Below are 18689 nucleotides of genomic sequence, written 5' to 3'. Positions count from 1 at the left end.
GTGAGAGTTTGAGGCATGCGCAGATTCAACCGGGGTTTCACCCTGATCGAAATCATGATCGTGATTGCGATCATCGGGATCATCATCACCATCGCCGCACCGAGCTACACCGAATACCTGAAAAAAGGTCGGCGCGCCGAAGTGGTGTCGCTGCTCTCGGAACAGGCGCAGATCCTCGAGCGCTTCTACACCAAGAACAATGTTTATACCGGCATCACCGGTCTGAGCACGGGCAATGATTTCTACACCATCACCCCGACGATCACTGACCAGACCTTCCTGCTGACGGCCACCCGTAATGCTGGCACGACCATGGCCACCGACAAGTGCGGGGATTTCACCCTGACCAACACTGGCGTCAGAAGTATGAACAACGCAACCACCGGGCTGACCACCAAGGATTGCTGGGGCCGCTGAGGTACCTTCTCAAGGGCGCCTTTTTGCGCCCACTGTCTTTTTTACGGTTGGATCAAACATGACCAGGCAACAGCAAGTGGTGATTGTCGGTGGCGGGGTGATTGGCCTGCTGACCGCCTACAACCTCGCCTCAGAAGTGCGCAGCGTGGTGCTGCTGGATCGTTCGAATGTCGGTCAGGAGTCGTCCTGGGCCGGCGGCGGGATCGTTTCGCCGCTGTACCCGTGGCGCTATAGCCCGGCAGTCACCGCGCTGGCGCATTGGTCGCAGGATTTTTATCCACAGCTGGGCGAGCGGCTGTTTGCCGATACCGGGGTTGATCCCGAAGTGCATACCACCGGCCTGTACTGGCTGGATCTGGATGATGAAGCCGAGGCGCTGGCCTGGGCCGAACGGGAAAACCGTCCGCTGCGGGCTGTGGATATTTCGGCGGCGCACGATGCGGTGCCGGTGCTGGGTGGCGGATTCTCCCGGGCGATCTACATGGCCGATGTGGCCAATGTGCGTAATCCGCGTCTGGTCAAATCGTTGAAAGCCGCTTTGCTGGCGCTGCCGAACGTGACCATCCACGAGCAATGCGAAGTCAGCGGGTTTGTTCGCGAAGGGGAGCGAGTGGTTGGCGTCGAGACGTCCAAAGGCCTGATCCGCGGTGAGCAGATCGTGCTGACGGCCGGGGCATGGAGCGGTGATCTGCTCAAGACATTGGATCTGACGTTGCCGGTCGAGCCGGTCAAGGGCCAGATGATTCTCTACAAATGTGCGGCGGATTTCCTGCCGAGCATGGTGCTGGCCAAGGGGCGTTATGCGATTCCGCGTCGCGACGGGCACATTCTGATCGGCAGTACGCTGGAGCACGAAGGCTACGACAAGACGCCGACCGATGTCGCGCTGGAGAGCCTCAAGGCTTCGGCGGTCGAGCTGCTGCCGGCGCTGGCGGATGCCGAAGTGGTGGGGCATTGGGCCGGGTTGCGTCCGGGCTCGCCTGAGGGGATTCCGTATATTGGCCGGGTGCCGGGGTTTGAGGGTTTGTGGCTGAACTGCGGGCATTACCGCAACGGGCTGGTGCTGGCGCCGGCGTCATGTCAGTTGTTTGCCGATGTGATGCTGGGGCGTGCGCCGATTATTGATCCGGCGCCGTATGCGCCTGCAGGTCGCATTTAGTCAGATTTTTCTCTGCTGGCTGGCAGACCGCTTTCGCGAGCAAGCCCGCTCCCACAGTTGATTTTTGTCGTTCACAAAATCCAATGTGGGAGCGGGCTTGCTCGCGAAGGGGCCTCAATCCAGACCTAGTTTCTTCAGCCTGTAGCGCATCGAGCGAAACGACAGACTCAACCGCTGCGCCGCCGCCGTACGATTCCAGCGCGTTTCCTCCAGCGCCTGCAGGATCAGCTTGCGCTCGACGTTCTCCAGATAATCCTCCAGGTTATCGATCTGCGTCAGGTCGGCAATACCGCCCTCGACCGTGCAATTACCTTCGCTGAGACGCAGATCTGCGGCCTCGATCAACTGGTTTTCACACAGCGTGTGCGCCCGTTCAAGGACGTTTTCCAGCTCTCGAACATTTCCCGGAAAGCGGTAACTCTTCAGCGCCTCAAGCGCCTGCGGGTGCAAACGAGCCGCCGCGCGGCCGCTGCCTGCCGCCAGACGCTGGAGCATGTGCGCCGCCAGCACTTCGATGTCATCGCGCCGTTCGCGCAGGGATGGCACGCGCAGTTCGATCACGTTCAAGCGGTAATACAGGTCCTGGCGAAAGCGCCCGGCGGCGACCTCGGCGTCGAGATCCTTGTGGGTGGCGCAAAGAATGCGCACATCGACCACCGTTTCCTGCTGGCCGCCGACGCTGCGCACGGCTTTCTCCTGAATCGCCCGCAGCAATTTCACCTGCATCGACAGCGGCAGGTCCGCCACTTCGTCGAGAAACAGGGTGCCGCCGTGTGCGGCCTGGAACAGCCCAGGTTTGTCCTCCACTGCGCCGGTGAAGCTGCCTTTGCGATGGCCGAAAAATTCGCTTTCCATCAATTCGGACGGAATCGCCCCGCAGTTGACCGGCACAAACGGCTTGCTGGCGCGTGGCCCCTGTTCGTGGATCAGCCGCGCGACCAGTTCTTTGCCGCTGCCCGATTCTCCACTGATGTAGACCGGTGCCTGACTGCGCGCCAGTTTGTCGATCTGTTTGCGCAGATTGCGCATCGGTGGCGAATCACCGAGCAGGCGCCGGTCGATCGAGGTCACGCTGCCTCCGGCTGCCGGCATGCGCAACGCAGTGCTGACCAGTTCGCGCAGGCGCGTCAGATCAACCGGCTTGGTCAGGAAGTCGAAGGCCCCGGCTTTCAAGGCGTTGATCGCTGTTTCCAGACTGCCGTACGCGGTGATCATCGCCACCGGCAGTTGTGGATAACGTTGCTGGATGTGCTGCACCAGGTCCAGCCCCGTGCCGTCGGGCAGGCGCATGTCGGTCAGGCACAGGTCGAAGGTGTTGTTGTGCAACAGCGCCTGGGCTTCGCCGAGGTTGCGTGCACTTAGAGTGTCGAGTTTCATCCGACCCAGGGTGATTTCCAGGAGTTCGCGGATATCCGGCTCGTCATCGACGATAAGGATTTTTTGCCGTGGGCTCGTGTTCAACTTTGTTTCCGTCCGTGAGCAAAGGTGATGCGAAAGCAGCCGCCGCCTTGGCGTGGTTTGAAGTCTAGGCGCGCCTGGTTGCTTTCGCACAGCTCACGGGACAGATAAAGCCCAAGGCCGGTGCCCTGGCTACTGGTGGTGAAGAACGGCTCGAACAGATCGGCCTGCTGATCGGGTGGTACACCGGGGCCGTTGTCCTGCACCTCGAGCACCGCCAGCTGGCTGTCGGGGTCGATGAACAGTGCCAGCCAGACCTCGGCCTGCTCGTGCAGCAGGGCGCTGTGCCGCCAGCCGTTGCGTAGCAGATTGTCGAGAATTTGCGTCAGTTGGTCGGGGTCCATCAATGTGATGAAGTCCCCGGAGTTGATCCGCAAATGAATCAACTGGCGCTCAGTCGCCTGTTCGCGGCTCTCGCAGACGAAGCGTTCCAGCCACGGTTTGAGATCCAGGCGTTGCGGAGCGCTCTGCTGGCGGCGCGACAGTTGCAGGACGTTTTCGATGACTCGGTTCATGCGCTGGGAGTGGTCTTGAATGATCTGCGTCAGACGCCGATCCGCGCCATCGAGTTCCTCGGACTCACCCAATAGCTGCGCGGCGTGACTGATGGCGCCCAGCGGGTTACGGATTTCATGGGAGATGCCGGCGGTCAGGCGCCCGAGCGCGGCGAGCTTGAGTTGCTGGGCTTGCTGGGCGACTTGTGCAAGGTCTTCGAGAAACACCAGGGTTTGCTGGTTCGGACTCTGTGCGAGGGCGATGAAGTTCGGTTGCAGTTCCAGGCCGTTGCCGGGAATCTTCAGGCTCTGCGGGCGCAGGGTCGGGTTGCTCAGCCACAGTTGCAGACGCTCGACCAGTGCCGGCGAGTAGTCATCGATCAAATGCCCCTCAAGGTGCGACTGCGCCAGCAGGCTTTTCGCGCTGTGATTGGCCAGTTGCACCCGGCGCTGGTCATCGAGCACCAGGATGCCGGTGCGCATGCGCTGCAGAATCAGGGCGTTGAGGGCTTCGAGGCCGACCACTTCGCTGGCGCGCTTTTCGGCGAGGTTTTCGCTGACTTCCAGGCGTCTGACCAGACCCTGTACCAGCAGTGAAGCGGCGAAACACAAGGCGCCCAGGGTTCCGGCTTGCAGGTAATTGTTGGCGCTCAGGGGGTGGTTGAAACTCAGCAGGAAACTTGCACCAATGATACCGAGAGCGCTGATGGCGGCTATCAGCAAGCCGATGCGTCGGCGCAGCAGGGTGTTGGCGATCGCCACCGAGACAATCAGCAAGTTACCGATGGCGCTGGCCACGCCGCCCGCCGCGTAGAACAGGCCGCACAGCAAGAGCACATCGACCAGCGCCAGGGTGAACAGCTGCGCCGGGCGGCGGGTGTTCTCCAGGAACACCACCAGCAGAATGTTCAGCACCAGATACAACCAGCTGCCGCTGCGCAGCAGTTCGTCGTCGGCCGACGTCAGCAGGCGGTTGTCCATGTTGCTGGAGATCAGCAGCACCAGGGTGATGCCGACGCTTAAACGGTAGAGATGATAGAGGCGCAGCAGGCGCTGCGCCTGTTTACTGTCGGCGTTGGCGGCCTCAGCGATCACTGGTGCCTGGGCCTTGCTCAAGGTGAGCCTGGCTGCAATACCACTGTTGCTGAAGGTTCAGCGCGCGATCGCGGGGCAGGTGCACGCCGCAATGAGCGCAACGCACCATCGGCGCGGCGTCTTGCTCGCGGGGCGATTGGGCAGACGCGGAGGGCGCCTTGAATTTTCGCCACAACCATACTGCAGCGAAAATCAGGACAATCCAGAACAGTAAACGAAGCATGATGGGCGGCTTTTCGGCTAATGATTCGGCAGTTTAGCCAAGGAGTCGTCAGGCGCACAGACTATTAACGCCCGGCAATGAAAAAGGGAGATCCGCAGATCTCCCTTTTTTGTGTACCCGGTGTGATCAGTCGAAGATGCCGAAAGTCATGTAGCTGAACCACGAGCGGTCGTCGTTGTTGCCGGCGGCTTCGTGAGTTTCTTCGATCACTTCGCCGTTTTCGTCTTTTGGCTTGAGCTCGTTCGGGATTGCGTCTTTTGCATCCTGGAACTGCTTCTGCACGTCCTGGTTGGCGCGGGTTTCTCCCGGCGGCAGCGGCGGACGCGACTCGATCAGGCCCAAAGTCGCCTTGCTCAGGAACGAACGGTTGTCGGCTTCGGCGACCGATGGCACGAACTGACCGTCCTTCAGGCTCGGGTGGTTCGGGTAGTTGAGCTTCAGGGTTTCCAGACTGGTGGCGGCCAGCTCGTCCAGGTGCAGACGCTGGTAAGCCTCGGTCATCACCGCCAGGCCGTCGCCGACCGATGGGGTTTCCTGGAAGTTTTCCACTACATAGCGGCCACGGTTGGCGGCGGCGACGTAGGCCTGACGGGTCAGGTAGTAGTCGGCTACGTGGATTTCGTAGGCCGCCAGCAGGTTGCGCAGATAGATCATGCGCTGCTTGGCGTCCGGCGCGTAGCGGCTGTTCGGGTAGCGGCTGGTCAGCTGCGCGAACTCGTTGTACGAGTCGCGGGCAGCGCCCGGGTCACGCTTGGTCATGTCCAACGGCAGGAAGCGCGCCAGCAGGCCGACGTCCTGGTCGAAAGAGGTCAGACCCTTGAGGTAATACGCGTAATCCACGTTCGGATGCTGCGGATGCAAACGAATGAAACGCTCGGCGGCGGACTTTGCAGCTTCCGGCTCGGCGTTCTTGTAGTTGGCGTAGATCAACTCCAGCTGTGCCTGATCGGCGTAGCGACCGAACGGATAACGCGACTCCAGGGCCTTCAGCTTGGCTGTGGCGCTGGTGTAGCTGTTGTTGTCCAGGTCAGTCTGAGCCTGCTGATACAGCTCGGCTTCGCTGAGGTTTTCGTCTACGACTTCCTTCGATGAGCAAGCAGCGGTCAATGCGAGGATGGCGATCAGCAGCAGGTGTTTCACTTGCATGGCGGCTTGCGTCCCTATGACGGCCGCTGTCTTGGGCGGGGCCGTCCTGTTATGATGAGCGCCCCGTTGAAAAGCCTCGGGGCAAAAGACGCCGTATTTAACCACAAGCGCGCAGCCGAAACCAAAGGCTGTGCCGACGCCCAGTCAGAGCATGTCCGATAAAATTGAACTTCGCGCAGAGGTGCCGTCCGATTTGGGCGGCCAACGCCTCGATCAAGTCGCCGCCCAACTCTTCGCTGAGCACTCTCGCTCGCGCCTTTCCGCCTGGATCAAAGAAGGTCGCCTGACTGTGGACGGGGCGGTCATCCGCCCGCGCGACATCGTTCATGGCGGTGCCATCCTTGAGCTGACTGCCGAGCAGGAAGCCCAGGGCGAGTGGATCGCCCAGGACATCGAACTCGACATCGTCTATGAAGACGACGACATCCTGGTGATCAACAAGCCTGCGGGCCTGGTGGTGCACCCGGCTGCCGGTCACGCCGATGGCACCTTGCTCAATGCCTTGCTGCACCACGTGCCGGACATCATCAATGTCCCGCGCGCCGGTATCGTGCATCGCCTGGACAAGGACACCACCGGTCTGATGGTGGTGGCCAAGACCATTCAGGCGCAGACCAAGCTCGTTGCCCAGCTGCAAAGCCGCAGCGTCAGCCGGATCTACGAGTGCATCGTGATTGGTGTCGTGACCGCCGGGGGCAAGATCAACGCCCCGATCGGCCGTCACGGCCAGCAGCGCCAACGCATGGCAGTGATGGAAGGCGGCAAGCCGGCCGTCAGTCACTACCGCGTGCTGGAGCGTTTCCGTTCGCACACGCACGTGCGGGTCAAACTGGAAACCGGCCGGACTCACCAGATCCGTGTGCACATGTCGCACATCAACTTCCCGTTGGTCGGCGACCCTGCGTACGGCGGGCGTTTCCGTATTCCGCCTGCTGCGAACCCGACCATGGTCGAATCGCTCAAGCACTTCCCGCGTCAGGCATTGCACGCGCGCTTCCTTGAACTGGATCATCCGACCAGCGGTGAGCGCATGAGCTGGGAATCGCCGCTGCCGGAAGATTTCGTCTGGCTGCTGACCCTGCTCAAGCAGGATCGCGAGGCATTCGTCGGATGAACTGGCTGACGCCGGACTGGCCTGCGCCGGCCAGCGTCAGGGCCTGTGTCACCACCCGCGAGGGGGGTGTCAGCGAGGCACCGTTCGACAGCCTCAATCTGGGCGATCACGTCGATGATCGCCCGGAAGCAGTAGCCGAGAATCGTCGGCGTCTGACCGAACACTTCTCGATCAAGCCTGCGTGGTTGCAGCAAGTGCACGGAATTGACGTGGCTCATGCTGATCCGGGCGTGGTTGCCACCGCCGACGCCAGTTGGACGGCAACTCCCGGGGTTGCCTGCACGGCGATGACCGCGGATTGCTTGCCGGCATTGTTCTGCAACCGTGCCGGCACCAGGGTTGCGGCGGCCCATGCCGGCTGGCGCGGGTTGGCGGCGGGCGTACTTGAAGCCACCCTCGATCATCTCGATACCGCTGCGGCGGACGTGCTGGTCTGGCTCGGCCCGGCCATCGGCCCGAAAGCCTTCGAAGTCGGCCCGGAAGTACGCGAGGTCTTCGTCAATCAACTCCCCGAAGCGGCAGCCGCCTTCGTGCCCAGCCACAATGCAGGCAAGTTCATGGCTGACATCTATCTGCTGGCGCGCCTGCGTCTGGCTGAACGCGGTGTCACCGCGGTTTATGGCGGCGGTTTCTGCACCGTGACCGACCCGCGCTTCTTTTCTTACCGCCGTGCGTCGCGCACAGGTCGGTTCGCCTCCTTAATCTGGCTCACCCGCTAGACTGACTGATCTGCATCAACTGTCCGCCGCTTGAATCTCCCAGAATCGACCACATCTACAGTGGTATCTGGCAGGTTTCTTTATTCAGGATGGTTTTTAGGTCCGGCCTGCTCAAAAGGAAGGTGACCCCATGCGTATAGACCGTTTAACCAGCAAACTTCAGTTGGCGTTGTCCGACGCCCAATCCCTGGCTGTCGGCCACGATCATCCGGCCATCGAGCCGGCGCACTTGATGCAAGCCATGCTTGAACAACAGGGTGGTTCGATCAAACCCCTGTTGATGCAAGTCGGCTTCGACGTCAACAGCTTGCGCAAAGAGCTGACCAAAGAGCTCGACCAATTACCGAAAATCCAGAACCCGACCGGCGACGTGAACATGTCGCAGGACTTGGCGCGTCTGCTCAATCAGGCGGATCGTCTGGCCCAGCAGAAGGGCGATCAGTTCATTTCCAGCGAACTGGTGCTGCTCGCCGCGATGGACGAGAACAGCAAGCTCGGCAAATTGCTGCTCGGCCAGGGCGTGAGCAAAAAAGCCCTGGAAAACGCGATCAACAACCTGCGCGGCGGTGAGGCGGTGAATGACGCCAACCACGAAGAGTCGCGTCAGGCGCTGGATAAATACACCGTCGACCTGACCAAGCGTGCCGAAGAAGGCAAGCTCGATCCGGTGATCGGCCGTGATGACGAAATTCGCCGCACCATTCAGGTTCTGCAGCGTCGCACCAAGAACAACCCGGTGCTGATCGGTGAACCTGGCGTGGGTAAAACCGCGATTGCCGAAGGTCTGGCCCAGCGCATCATCAACGGCGAAGTGCCGGACGGCCTCAAGGGCAAACGTCTGCTGTCGCTGGATATGGGCGCGCTGATTGCCGGTGCCAAGTATCGCGGTGAGTTCGAAGAGCGCCTGAAAGCCCTGCTCAATGAGCTGTCGAAGCAGGAAGGGCAGATCATTCTGTTCATCGACGAATTGCACACCATGGTCGGCGCCGGTAAGGGCGAAGGCTCGATGGATGCCGGCAACATGCTCAAACCGGCACTGGCGCGCGGTGAGCTGCACTGCGTCGGCGCAACCACGCTCAACGAGTACCGCCAATATATAGAGAAGGATGCGGCGCTTGAGCGGCGTTTCCAGAAAGTGCTGGTGGACGAGCCGAGTGAAGAAGACACCATCGCCATCCTGCGTGGCCTCAAGGAGCGTTATGAGGTTCACCATAAAGTGGCGATCACCGACGGCGCGATTATCGCCGCGGCCAAGCTCAGCCATCGTTACATCACGGATCGGCAGTTGCCGGACAAGGCCATCGACCTGATCGATGAGGCCGCCAGCCGTATCCGCATGGAGATCGACTCCAAGCCGGAAGTGCTGGATCGTCTGGAGCGTCGCCTGATTCAGCTCAAGGTTGAATCTCAGGCACTGAAGAAAGAAAGCGATGAAGCGGCGATGAAACGCCTGGAAAAACTCCAGGAAGAAATCGTCCGCCTCGAACGTGAGTACTCGGATCTGGAAGAAATCTGGAACTCGGAAAAAGCCGAGGTACAGGGTTCGGCGCAGATTCAGCAAAAGATCGAGCAGTCGCGTCAGGAGCTGGAAGCGGCACGTCGTAAAGGCGACCTCAACCGCATGGCCGAATTGCAGTACGGGGTGATCCCGGATCTGGAACGCAGCCTGCAAATGGTCGACCAGCACGGCAAGAGCGAAAACCAGTTGCTGCGCAGCAAGGTGACCGAAGAGGAAATCGCCGAAGTCGTTTCGAAGTGGACCGGTATTCCGGTGTCGAAAATGCTTGAAGGCGAGCGCGACAAGCTGATGAAGATGGAAAGCCTGTTGCACCAGCGTGTGATCGGTCAGGACGAAGCGGTGGTTGCGGTCGCCAACGCGGTACGCCGCTCGCGTGCCGGGCTGGCGGATCCGAATCGTCCAAGCGGCTCGTTCATGTTCCTCGGCCCGACCGGTGTCGGTAAAACCGAGCTGTGCAAGGCGCTGGCCGAATTCCTCTTTGATACTGAAGAGGCGATGGTGCGGATCGATATGTCCGAGTTCATGGAGAAACATTCCGTGGCACGGCTGATCGGCGCACCACCAGGCTATGTTGGCTACGAGGAGGGTGGTTATCTGACCGAAGCGGTGCGTCGCAAGCCTTACTCGGTGATCCTGCTGGATGAGGTCGAGAAGGCGCACCCGGATGTGTTCAACATCCTGCTGCAAGTGCTGGAGGACGGCCGTCTGACTGACAGTCACGGGCGCACGGTGGATTTCCGCAATACCGTGATCGTCATGACCTCGAACCTCGGTTCGTCGCAGATCCAGGAACTGGTCGGTGATCGTGAGGCCCAGCGTGCAGCGGTGATGGACGCGCTGACGTCGCACTTCCGTCCGGAGTTCATCAACCGGGTCGACGAAGTGGTGATTTTCGAGCCGCTGGCGCGGGATCAGATCGCGGGCATTACCGAGATCCAGCTGGGCCGTCTGCGCAGTCGTCTGGCCGAGCGCGAGCTGAAGCTGGAACTGAGTCCGGAAGCGATGGACAAGTTGATTGCCGTGGGTTACGACCCGGTTTATGGCGCACGTCCGCTCAAACGTGCGATCCAGCGCTGGATCGAAAACCCGTTGGCGCAGTTGATCCTGTCAGGGCATTTCCTGCCGGGCGATACGGCGACCGGCAAGGTCGTGAACGACGAAATCGTTTTCGACTGAGCGGCAAAGCCAATGAAATAAGGAAGGCCTCGCTTTGCGAGGCCTTTTTTTCGTTAGGCTGTTGAACTCTAAGGAAAAGGCTTGTAAAGTGCGCCCCGCAGTCAGTCACCCGCAGCATCTCAGCTCACTGAGCTGAAATCTGAAATAAGTTGCAAATCATTAACTTGAAAGCGATTTAGGGGGTTGACAGAGGTGTTCTAGGTTGTAGAATAGCGCGCCTCAGACACACGAACGCAGCGATGCGAACGACGTCTAAGAGCTGTAAGATTCACCGTTGTAAATTGAAATATGTAGTTCCGTGATAGCTCAGTCGGTAGAGCAAATGACTGTTAATCATTGGGTCCCAGGTTCGAGTCCTGGTCACGGAGCCAATTTCAAGCCGGGGTATAGCGCAGTCCGGTAGCGCGCCTGCTTTGGGAGCAGGATGTCAGGAGTTCGAATCCCCTTACCCCGACCATTTTTGGGTCGTTAGCTCAGTTGGTAGAGCAGTTGGCTTTTAACCAATTGGTCGTAGGTTCGAATCCCACACGACCCACCATTTTTGAAACCAGTTAGCGCTGGGATCGAATCTTAAGATCAGAGGCCAAAAGCGCTGATCGAAGAAGGCGATCTTTGAAAGGTCGCCTTTTTTTTACCGGGGTATAGCGCAGTCCGGTAGCGCGCCTGCTTTGGGAGCAGGATGTCAGGAGTTCGAATCCCCTTACCCCGACCATATTGAAAATCCTCGTATCGAAAGATACGGGGATTTTTTTTGTCCTCGCAAAAGACAATTCTCTTCAAGTCATCGTACAACTTGCCGATAGCCCGCTAACGAGAGGGGACTGCCGCTGTTCGCCCCTTCAATCTGGCCAATACAAGAATAAGGGCGTTCCTCATGTTGCTTCGTCAGTTGAATATTGCTCCACGTGCCGCACTGGGTTTTGCCCTGATCGCGGTACTGGTGGCGTTGCTTGGGGTATTTGCCTTGGGGCAGATGTCGAGCATCCGTGACAGTGAAGTTGCGGTAGAGGGCCAGTGGCTGCCGAGCATTCGCGGCGGCGACGAGATTCGTGAGTTGATGCTGCGGATCCGCACGATTTCCCTGCGCATGGCGCTTGATCAGGATCCGAAGAACATCGCGACTTACCGCAGCCAGATGGACACCCGCGACAAAGAGCTGAGCGAGAAGATCGCCGCCTACGACAAACTGGTCACGACGCCGGAAGGCCAGCAGCTCTATGACCAGTTCAAAAAAACCTTTGCCGCGTATCGCACCGGTATCGCGCAATCCTTCACCCTGGCCGATCAAGGCCAGCGTGACGCACTGACCAAACTGCTGCTGATTGATATGAAAACCGTGGTCGACGGCTCCGGCAAGCAGCTCAATGACCTGGCGGATCTGTTCGCCAGACAGGTGGCCGCTGAAAGCCAGAAATCCGCTGACCACTATCAGACCTCGCGCACCATCGTCAGTCTGTTCATCGCGCTGGCGGCGCTGGCCACGGTGGCCCTGGCCATGTTGCTCACCCGCAGCATCGTCCGTCCGCTGAGCACCGCTGTCAGCGCTGCCGAAAGCGTGGCCCGGGGCGATCTGACCCGACCGATCGAAACCCACGGCAACGATGAGGTCAGTCGTTTACTCAAGGCGCTGGCGACCATGCAGCAGAACCTGCGGGAAACGCTGCAAGGCATCAGCGGTTCGGCCACGCAACTGGCCACCGCTGCTGATGAGCTGAATGCGGTGACGCTCGGCAGCACACAAGGCCTGCAACAGCAGAGCAACGAAATCGAACAGGCCGCCACGGCGGTCAATGAAATGACCACGGCCGTTGAAGAAGTCGCTCGCAATGCCGTGTCGACGTCCGATGCCACCCGTCAATCCAGTGAGTCGGCGCAACTGGGACAGGCGCGGGTCAGCGACACCGCATCGGCCATCAATGCGCTGGCCAGCGACGTGCAGCACACCGGCGAGTTGGTGCAATCGCTGGCCAACCAGTCACAGGACATCGGCAAAGTGCTGGATGTGATCCGTGCCATTGCCGAGCAGACCAACCTGCTTGCGCTCAACGCCGCCATCGAGGCGGCCCGCGCAGGGGAGAGCGGACGAGGTTTTGCGGTGGTCGCCGATGAAGTGCGGGCGCTGGCCTATCGCACCCAGCAATCGACGCAGGAGATCGAGCAGATGGTGCAGGGCATGCGCAGTGGTTCAAGCCTGGCGCTGGATTCGATGCAGGCCAGCGCTGCACGGGCCACGACCACGCTGGCGTTGGCCGAGCGCGCCGGGGAGGCGCTGGAAACCATCACCGCGTCAGTGCATGAGATTCATGAGCGCAATCTGGTGATCGCCAGTGCCGCCGAAGAGCAGGCGCAAGTTGCGCGGGAAGTGGATCGTAACCTGGTGAACATTCGCGACCTGTCGGTCCGTTCGGCAGCGGGCGCCGATCAGACCCGCGCGTCGAGTCACGAACTGTCGCAACTGGCCAACGCGCTGCAAGGCATGGTGCGGCGCTTCCAGCTCTGATGAACAGAGATCGATTTTAGGGGTGAGCTGGATTTGTGAGCTGCGCAAAACAATGTGGGAGCGGGCTTGCCCGCGAAAGCGGTGTATCAGTCGACATGAATGTTGAATGACACGACCTCTTCGCGAGCAAGCCTGCTCCCACCGTTTTTAAATCAATGCAGCTTCAGGCGTGGCTCGGTACCGCGACCGATCTTGCTGCCCAGCATCAGCATCGCCGTGCGAAACGGCCCGTACAGCGCCATCTGGTGCATGCGGTACAGCGAGACATAGAACATCCGCGCCAGCCAGCCCTCGAGCATCACACTGCCGGTCAGGTTGCCCATCAAGTTACCCACAGCCGAGAAGCGTGACAGCGAAATCAGCGAGCCGTAGTCGGTGTATTTGTACTCCGGCAGGGTCTTGCCTTCGATGCGCAGCTTGAGCGACTTGGCCAGCAACGAAGCTTGTTGGTGCGCGGCTTGCGCACGCGGTGGCACGTTGCGATCCGAACCCGGTTGCGGGCACGCGGCGCAGTCACCGAAGGCGAAAATGTTTTCGTCGCGGGTGGTCTGCAACGTCGGCAGCACTTGCAGCTGATTGATACGGTTGGTTTCCAGACCGTCGATGTCCTTGAGGAAACCCGGCGCGCGAATCCCGGCAGCCCAGACTTTCAGGCTGGCCTTGATCACGTTGCCATCGGCGGTGATCAGGCTGTCGGCGGTCACTTCGCTGACCGAAGCGTTGGTCATCACATTGACCCCGAGTTTCTCCAGAGTCTTGTGCACCGGGCCGCTGATGCGCTCCGGCAGGGCTGGCAGCACCCGAGGGCCGGCTTCGATCAGGGTGATGTGCATGTTTTCCGGTTTGATCCGGTCCAGGCCGTAGGCCGCCAGTTCGTGTGCGGCATTGTGCAGTTCTGCCGCCAGCTCGACGCCCGTGGCGCCGGCCCCGACGATCGCCACACTGATCTGCTCGATCACATCGGTCTGCCCGGCATGCGCGCGCAGATAGTGGTTGAGCAGTTGCTGGTGAAAACGCTCGGCCTGTTTACGAGTGTCGAGGAACAGGCAGTGCTGCGCCGCGCCCTGGGTACCGAAGTCGTTGGTGGTGCTGCCGACACTGATCACCAGCGAGTCGTAGGCCACTTCACGAGCCGGTACCAGTTCCACGCCATTCTCGTCGTAGGTGGCGGCCAGCTGGATTTTCTTCTGCGCGCGATCAAGCCCGCTCATGCGCCCAAGCTGGAACTCGAAGTGGTTCCATTTCGCCTGGGCAACATAGTTGAGTTCGTCTTCGGAAGAGTTCAGCGATCCGGCGGCCACTTCGTGCAGCAGTGGTTTCCAGATGTGCGTGAGGTTCGCGTCGACCAGCATCACACTGGCCGTGCCGCGCTTGCCCAGAGTCTTACCCAGACGGGTAGCCAGCTCCAGACCGCCGGCGCCGCCGCCGACAATAACAATACGATGGGACATAGGGATAACTCGCAAGGTTTTTAAAGGAAATCGGTGCGGTTACCCGAGCGAGCGCGAGGCAGCTCATAGCGTCAGGTAACTGATTAATCGGCTCAGCAAGCCCAGACCAATGGTCACTGCCAGTACCAGCACCAGGAGCATCCACGGCCGGAAAGGCCGGCGCTCGACACGGTGTTGGGACAACTGCAGGTACTCTTCGACATGCTTCTGGTCTTCGGGGTTCAGGCGGCTGGTCATAAAGGCCTCGTCAGGTAGACGTTGCTGAAGGTGGGGAAGCTACAGCGGTTTTTAACCCGGGTTGAAGGCAGCATAGCCACTGGCCGGAACCGGTTCGACAGAAACACCGTCGTCGAGGCGAATGATCCCGCTTTGTAACACCCGCGCGGTAATTCCGCCATGCCCGCGCACCGCTTGAAAGGTGCCGGGGCCAAGGTTGTTTTGCAGGCGCGCGCAGGGCTGACACCAGCCGGTGGTCTCGAATATTGCCTGACCGATGCGAAAGCGCCGACCCTTGAGACTAAACAGATTGATACCGCTGATGACCAGATTGCGCCGCAGGTCTTCAGGCCTCACGGGTTGATCTTCAGGCCGGCCCATCAACGCGCTGATGACCGCCAGGTGTTCGAACTGAATCAACGTCACTTGCCGCGCATTGCGCACGCCGGGGCGGGCGTGGTCACCTGTCAATCCGGCTTCGAGCCGTGCCTCGACGGCGTCGAGCTCGATCATCGGGCCGCGAGACTCGGGGCGCACGCCGATCCAGCGTACGCGGCCAGTCTGCGGGACGTCGGCAATCAACTGCTGCAGCGGCGTCACAGGCTGATCCCGACATCGAAGACGATGCTGCGACCGAGGTTGCTGCGCAGAAAGTCCGGCGCATCGGGATGGGCGAACAGCACTCGGGCGAAGGTCGGGCCGACCAGCGACAGCGAGCGCCAACCCTGACGCAGATACTCGGTCGGCGGTGGAAAATGGCTGTTCAGGTCCAGCACCTCGCGCTTGAGGCTGGCGAAGGCAATGATGTCCAGTTCACCCAGATCCATACCGCGTTCTTTGTAGTTGTGCGCTTTTTTGCGCAGGGTCGGCGCCAGTCGCAGCAAGAACTCATTGGCCGGGATCCGCCGTGGCTTGGCTTCACGGCGCACCAGTTGGCTGAGGGAAAACGCACTGCGGCGGCGTTGCAGTTCATCGCGCCATTCGTCGTTGAGTCGACGGCCTTCATCGAGAACGAAGAACACTTCGAAATTGGCATCGCGAAACAGCACGTCCGGCGGCTCGCCGGCGGGGGCGAACTCATCGGCGCGGTAAGGGATGTTCAAGCCTTGCAGCAGGCGCTGGCAGACCCAACGCTCACGCTCCCATTTGCGGGCATTGGACAGGAACGCGTTGGCTTGCTCGGCCGCAATGGTCAGCAGGCGTAAGTAATCTGAGTCATCCATAGGCCCAAGCTTAGCGTTCAAATGCGACAAGCAGAAAGCTTTGCATCGGCTGATGCCTGAAAGAGGGCGGTGTAAACTCCGATAAGGGAATCAAACCCATGGAGAAGGTAAGGGATTCATGATCGGTGCAGAACTGCTGTCTTCGACAAGCCTGACACTTGGCTGGCTGATTTACCTGCCGGTGCTGGTCTGGGCGATCTGTCGTGCGCCGTGGGTCGAGTTGTTCACTGACAGTCGCCGCCAGCATCTGCTGTTCGGCACGGTGTTCGCCTTGTTTCTGCTGTGGATGGTGCGCAGGGATTTCGACACCGGGGTTTCTTATCACTTTATCGGCATGACCGCCGTGACGTTGCTGCTCGACTGGCCGCTGGCGATCATCGGCGGGCTGGTGGCGCAGCTCGGGCTGGTGTTGCTCGGGCGTCAGGATCTGGCGGCGGTCGGGGTCAACGGTACGTTGCTGATCCTGTTGCCGGTGTTGATCACCGAGTGCGTGGCGATCATCGTCGAGCGTGCCCAGCCGCGTAATCCGTTTGTGTACATCTTCTGTTCCGGGTTCTTTGCGGCGGCGTTGTCGGCGTTGCTGTGCCTGACATTGAGCCTGGGCCTGCTCTGGTACGACGGTCTGTTCGCCATGCCGGAATGGCTGGAAGACTTCATTGGCTACCTGTGGCTGCTGATTTTCCCCGAAGCCTTTATCAACGGCATGGTGATCAGTGCGCTGGTGGTGTTCAGTCCCGAGTGGCTGGAAACCTTCAACCGCACCCGCTACCTTTCGGCGCCCTGGAAGGACGACGATCCCAAGTCTTGATCCACATCAAACCCGCCACCCGCATGGCATTTCATGCTCGGCCAAATTCCTTCAGGAGCAGCGGTATGAGTGTTTACGAGTGGGCGAGGCAGGAGACACGGCAGAGTCTGGACATGGCGCTGGAGGTGGGCTTCGATCCGGGCCTGAGTTTGCGCGCCTTGCTCAGCGCGGTGGTGCAACAGAGCAAGACGGTGCGCAACGCCGAAGACCTGGCCGACGAGTTGCGCTTTCTCGCGGAAAACCTCGACGACGATCAGGACTACGGCTTCATGCGGCCCTGATCTCAGTGACGCGGGTCGAAATCGCCGGAGAACATTTCATCTTCGGCATCCGGGGCGACCGGAATCTTGTGCTCTTCGGACGCCCAGGCGCCGAGGTCGATCAGCTTGCAGCGATCGGAGCAGAACGGACGGAATTTGTTCTCGGGGGTGAATTCCACGGGGGCGCCGCAGGTTGGGCATTCGACGGTTGTAGGGCTCATGACTGGCCTCCGGATAAAGTCAGATAAAAGTGATGCAGACGCTCGACTTCGCTGTGCAGCCAGGCGAGGTCGCGGTCGTTGACCACGACATCGTCGGCGTGGCTCACGCGATCTTCGCGGTTCGACTGGGCCTTGAGGATCGCCTGGACCTGCTGTTCGCTGGTCTGGTCGCGCTGCAAGGTGCGTTCGATCTGCAGTTGTTGCGGGGCGTCGATCACCAGAATCCGCTGGGTCATCGCGTGTTGCCCGGATTCGATCAACAGCGGCGACACCAGAATCGCGTACGGCGATTTTGCCAGCGCCAGATGATGGGCGATTTCCTCGGCGATCAACGGATGCAGCAGGGCTTCGAGCCAGCGGCGTTCCTCCGGCACTTCAAAGATCAGCTGGCGCAGGGCGGCGCGGTTCAGCGTGCCGTCAGCCTGCAACACATCCGCGCCGAAGTGCTCGGCAATCTTTGCCAGTGCCGGGCGGCCCGGCTCGACTACCCAGCGCGCCGCATGGTCGGCGTCGACCACATGGATTCCGAGATCGATGAAGTGCTGGGCCGCGGCGCTTTTACCGCTGCCGATGCCGCCGGTCAGACCGAGAATCCAGGGTTTTTCCACAGGGGTATTCATTTCAAACCGACAAACTGCCAATAGAAGTCGGTTATTTGACCACCCCAGAGCAAGGCAATCCAGCCGGCAATTGCCAGATACGGGCCGAAGGGGATCGGCGTCGAGGTTTTCTGCTCGCGCAGACGCAACAGAATCACCCCGACAATCGCCCCCACCAGCGATGACAGCAGGATCGTCAGCGGCAGAATCTGCCAGCCACCCCAGGCCCCGAGCAGCGCCAGCAGCTTGAAATCGCCGTGGCCGATGCCGTCCTTGCCGGTCAGCAGCTTGAACAGCCAGAACACTGACCACAGCGCCATGTAACCGGCCACCGCGCCCCATAGCGCCGCGTATAGCGAGACGAACAGGCCGAAACTGTTGACGATCAGCCCCAGCCACAACAACGGCAACACCAGCACATCGGGCAGCAGTTGATGTTCGGTGTCGATCAGACTCATCGCCAGCAGCCCCCAGGTGAGCACGATCAACAGACCGGCCGGCCAGCCGAACCCCAGATGCCAGGCGACGAATGCCGAGAGCAGGCCGCAGGCCAGTTCGGTCAGGGGATAACGTTTGCTGATGGGGGCGGCACACGCCGAACAGCGTCCGCGCAACAGCAGGTAGCTGAGCAGTGGAATGTTCTCCCACGCCCGAATCCGGTGGCCGCAGTGCGGGCACTGGGAGTGCGGCAGCATCAGGTTGTAGGTTGGCAGCGGTGTTTCGCTCGGCAGGCCAAGGACATCCTGCGCCTGCTGGCGCCAATCGCGCTCGAGCATTTTCGGCAGACGCCAGACCAGCACGTTGAGAAAACTGCCGACCACCAGCCCCAGCAGCAGGGCGGCGAGTACGAAGGCCAGCGGATACAGACTGAAGAGTTCGTCGATAGGCATG

Annotated in this window: 19 protein-coding genes and 4 tRNA genes; 12 read left to right on the top strand and 11 right to left on the bottom strand. The window is 60.5% G+C overall.

Going from position 1 to position 18689, the window contains the following annotated elements; genetic code table 11:
- The first annotated feature begins 15 nt into the window (after positions 1–15).
- Both ACVHNU_RS20740 and thiO read left to right on the top strand, forming a co-directional pair.
- Complete coding sequence (locus tag ACVHNU_RS20740; protein WP_003228325.1) at positions 16–417, top strand: type IV pilin protein; 402 nt, start codon at positions 16–18, stop codon at positions 415–417.
- Positions 418–475: 58 nt separating this feature from the next.
- The gene (gene thiO, locus ACVHNU_RS20735) at positions 476–1576 is read left to right on the top strand and encodes a glycine oxidase ThiO (protein ID WP_473018219.1); all 1101 of its coding nucleotides are present in this window, start codon (positions 476–478) and stop codon (positions 1574–1576) included.
- A 114-nt stretch (positions 1577–1690) separates the two neighbouring features.
- On the opposite strand, the gene ACVHNU_RS20730 is transcribed toward thiO, so the two are convergent.
- The 4 genes from ACVHNU_RS20730 to ACVHNU_RS20715 form a co-directional block, all read right to left on the bottom strand.
- The gene (locus ACVHNU_RS20730) at positions 1691–3037 is read right to left on the bottom strand and encodes a sigma-54-dependent transcriptional regulator (protein WP_226501106.1); all 1347 of its coding nucleotides are present in this window, start codon (positions 3035–3037) and stop codon (positions 1691–1693) included.
- Complete coding sequence (locus ACVHNU_RS20725) at positions 3034–4623, bottom strand: sensor histidine kinase (protein WP_473020093.1); 1590 nt, start codon at positions 4621–4623, stop codon at positions 3034–3036. The genes ACVHNU_RS20730 and ACVHNU_RS20725 overlap by 4 nt, the downstream gene beginning before the upstream one ends.
- On the bottom strand, positions 4613–4846 hold the full coding sequence (locus ACVHNU_RS20720; protein WP_045122641.1) for a PP0621 family protein: 234 nt from the start codon (positions 4844–4846) through the stop codon (positions 4613–4615). Before ACVHNU_RS20720 ends, ACVHNU_RS20725 begins: the two co-directional genes overlap by 11 nt.
- Before the next feature lie 126 nt (positions 4847–4972).
- Positions 4973–5992, bottom strand: a complete 1020-nt coding sequence (locus ACVHNU_RS20715) for an outer membrane protein assembly factor BamD (protein ID WP_003228317.1) — start codon at positions 5990–5992, stop codon at positions 4973–4975.
- Between the two features lie 151 nt (positions 5993–6143).
- Here ACVHNU_RS20715 and rluD point away from each other — a divergent pair, with 151 nt between their 5' ends.
- The 8 genes from rluD to ACVHNU_RS20675 all read left to right on the top strand — a co-directional run bounded on the left by rluD (position 6144) and on the right by ACVHNU_RS20675 (position 13020).
- Positions 6144–7106 carry a 23S rRNA pseudouridine(1911/1915/1917) synthase RluD gene (gene rluD / locus ACVHNU_RS20710; RefSeq protein ID WP_003228314.1) on the top strand — a complete coding sequence of 321 codons (963 nt, stop codon included), beginning with the start codon at positions 6144–6146 and terminating at the stop codon, positions 7104–7106.
- The gene (gene pgeF / locus ACVHNU_RS20705) at positions 7103–7825 is read left to right on the top strand and encodes a peptidoglycan editing factor PgeF (RefSeq protein WP_473018217.1); all 723 of its coding nucleotides are present in this window, start codon (positions 7103–7105) and stop codon (positions 7823–7825) included. The genes rluD and pgeF overlap by 4 nt, the downstream gene beginning before the upstream one ends.
- A 130-nt stretch (positions 7826–7955) precedes the next feature.
- Complete coding sequence (gene clpB / locus ACVHNU_RS20700) at positions 7956–10520, top strand: ATP-dependent chaperone ClpB (RefSeq protein ID WP_027612807.1); 2565 nt, start codon at positions 7956–7958, stop codon at positions 10518–10520.
- 295 nt (positions 10521–10815) lie between these two features.
- Positions 10816–10891, top strand: a tRNA-Asn gene (locus tag ACVHNU_RS20695).
- Between the two features lie 9 nt (positions 10892–10900).
- Positions 10901–10977: transfer RNA gene (locus ACVHNU_RS20690), tRNA-Pro, on the top strand.
- Between the two features lie 5 nt (positions 10978–10982).
- Positions 10983–11058, top strand: a tRNA-Lys gene (locus tag ACVHNU_RS20685).
- A 97-nt stretch (positions 11059–11155) separates the two neighbouring features.
- Positions 11156–11232, top strand: a tRNA-Pro gene (locus tag ACVHNU_RS20680).
- A gap of 162 nt (positions 11233–11394) precedes the next feature.
- On the top strand, positions 11395–13020 hold the full coding sequence (locus ACVHNU_RS20675) for a methyl-accepting chemotaxis protein (protein ID WP_473018216.1): 1626 nt from the start codon (positions 11395–11397) through the stop codon (positions 13018–13020).
- A gap of 152 nt (positions 13021–13172) precedes the next feature.
- On the opposite strand, the gene ACVHNU_RS20670 is transcribed toward ACVHNU_RS20675, so the two are convergent.
- The 4 genes from ACVHNU_RS20670 to ACVHNU_RS20655 form a co-directional block, all read right to left on the bottom strand.
- Positions 13173–14471 (bottom strand): NAD(P)/FAD-dependent oxidoreductase, encoded by a 1299-nt coding sequence (locus ACVHNU_RS20670; RefSeq protein ID WP_003228306.1) that lies wholly within the window; start codon positions 14469–14471, stop codon positions 13173–13175.
- A gap of 63 nt (positions 14472–14534) precedes the next feature.
- Positions 14535–14708 carry a DUF3094 family protein gene (locus tag ACVHNU_RS20665; RefSeq protein WP_003228304.1) on the bottom strand — a complete coding sequence of 58 codons (174 nt, stop codon included), beginning with the start codon at positions 14706–14708 and terminating at the stop codon, positions 14535–14537.
- A 51-nt stretch (positions 14709–14759) separates the two neighbouring features.
- A complete protein-coding gene (locus tag ACVHNU_RS20660) occupies positions 14760–15287 on the bottom strand; it encodes an MOSC domain-containing protein (RefSeq protein WP_003228303.1) in 528 nt (175 codons plus the stop codon).
- Positions 15284–15910: a DUF1780 domain-containing protein gene (locus ACVHNU_RS20655; RefSeq protein ID WP_003228301.1), complete on the bottom strand. Its 627-nt coding sequence runs from the start codon at positions 15908–15910 to the stop codon at positions 15284–15286. Before ACVHNU_RS20655 ends, ACVHNU_RS20660 begins: the two co-directional genes overlap by 4 nt.
- A gap of 118 nt (positions 15911–16028) precedes the next feature.
- Here ACVHNU_RS20655 and ACVHNU_RS20650 point away from each other — a divergent pair, with 118 nt between their 5' ends.
- The gene (locus tag ACVHNU_RS20650) at positions 16029–16718 is read left to right on the top strand and encodes an energy-coupling factor ABC transporter permease (RefSeq protein ID WP_103484970.1); all 690 of its coding nucleotides are present in this window, start codon (positions 16029–16031) and stop codon (positions 16716–16718) included.
- Between the two features lie 65 nt (positions 16719–16783).
- Positions 16784–16999: a hypothetical protein gene (locus ACVHNU_RS20645; RefSeq protein ID WP_003228298.1), complete on the top strand. Its 216-nt coding sequence runs from the start codon at positions 16784–16786 to the stop codon at positions 16997–16999.
- A 2-nt stretch (positions 17000–17001) separates the two neighbouring features.
- Here the strand turns inward: ACVHNU_RS20645 and yacG are convergent, their stop codons facing one another.
- The 3 genes from yacG to ACVHNU_RS20630 are packed head-to-tail and all read right to left on the bottom strand — an operon-like array spanning position 17002 to position 18688.
- Complete coding sequence (gene yacG, locus ACVHNU_RS20640; protein ID WP_003228296.1) at positions 17002–17199, bottom strand: DNA gyrase inhibitor YacG; 198 nt, start codon at positions 17197–17199, stop codon at positions 17002–17004.
- Positions 17196–17819, bottom strand: coding sequence for a dephospho-CoA kinase (coaE, locus tag ACVHNU_RS20635; protein ID WP_473018213.1), 624 nt, complete (start codon positions 17817–17819; stop codon positions 17196–17198). The genes yacG and coaE overlap by 4 nt, the downstream gene beginning before the upstream one ends.
- Positions 17816–18688: a prepilin peptidase gene (locus tag ACVHNU_RS20630; protein WP_473018212.1), complete on the bottom strand. Its 873-nt coding sequence runs from the start codon at positions 18686–18688 to the stop codon at positions 17816–17818. Before ACVHNU_RS20630 ends, coaE begins: the two co-directional genes overlap by 4 nt.
- Position 18689: the final 1 nt, after the last annotated feature.

The sequence above is a fragment of the Pseudomonas sp. Ors-4-3C genome, from assembly GCF_055755035.1.
This window is presented reverse-complemented; position numbering and strand designations above follow the sequence as displayed.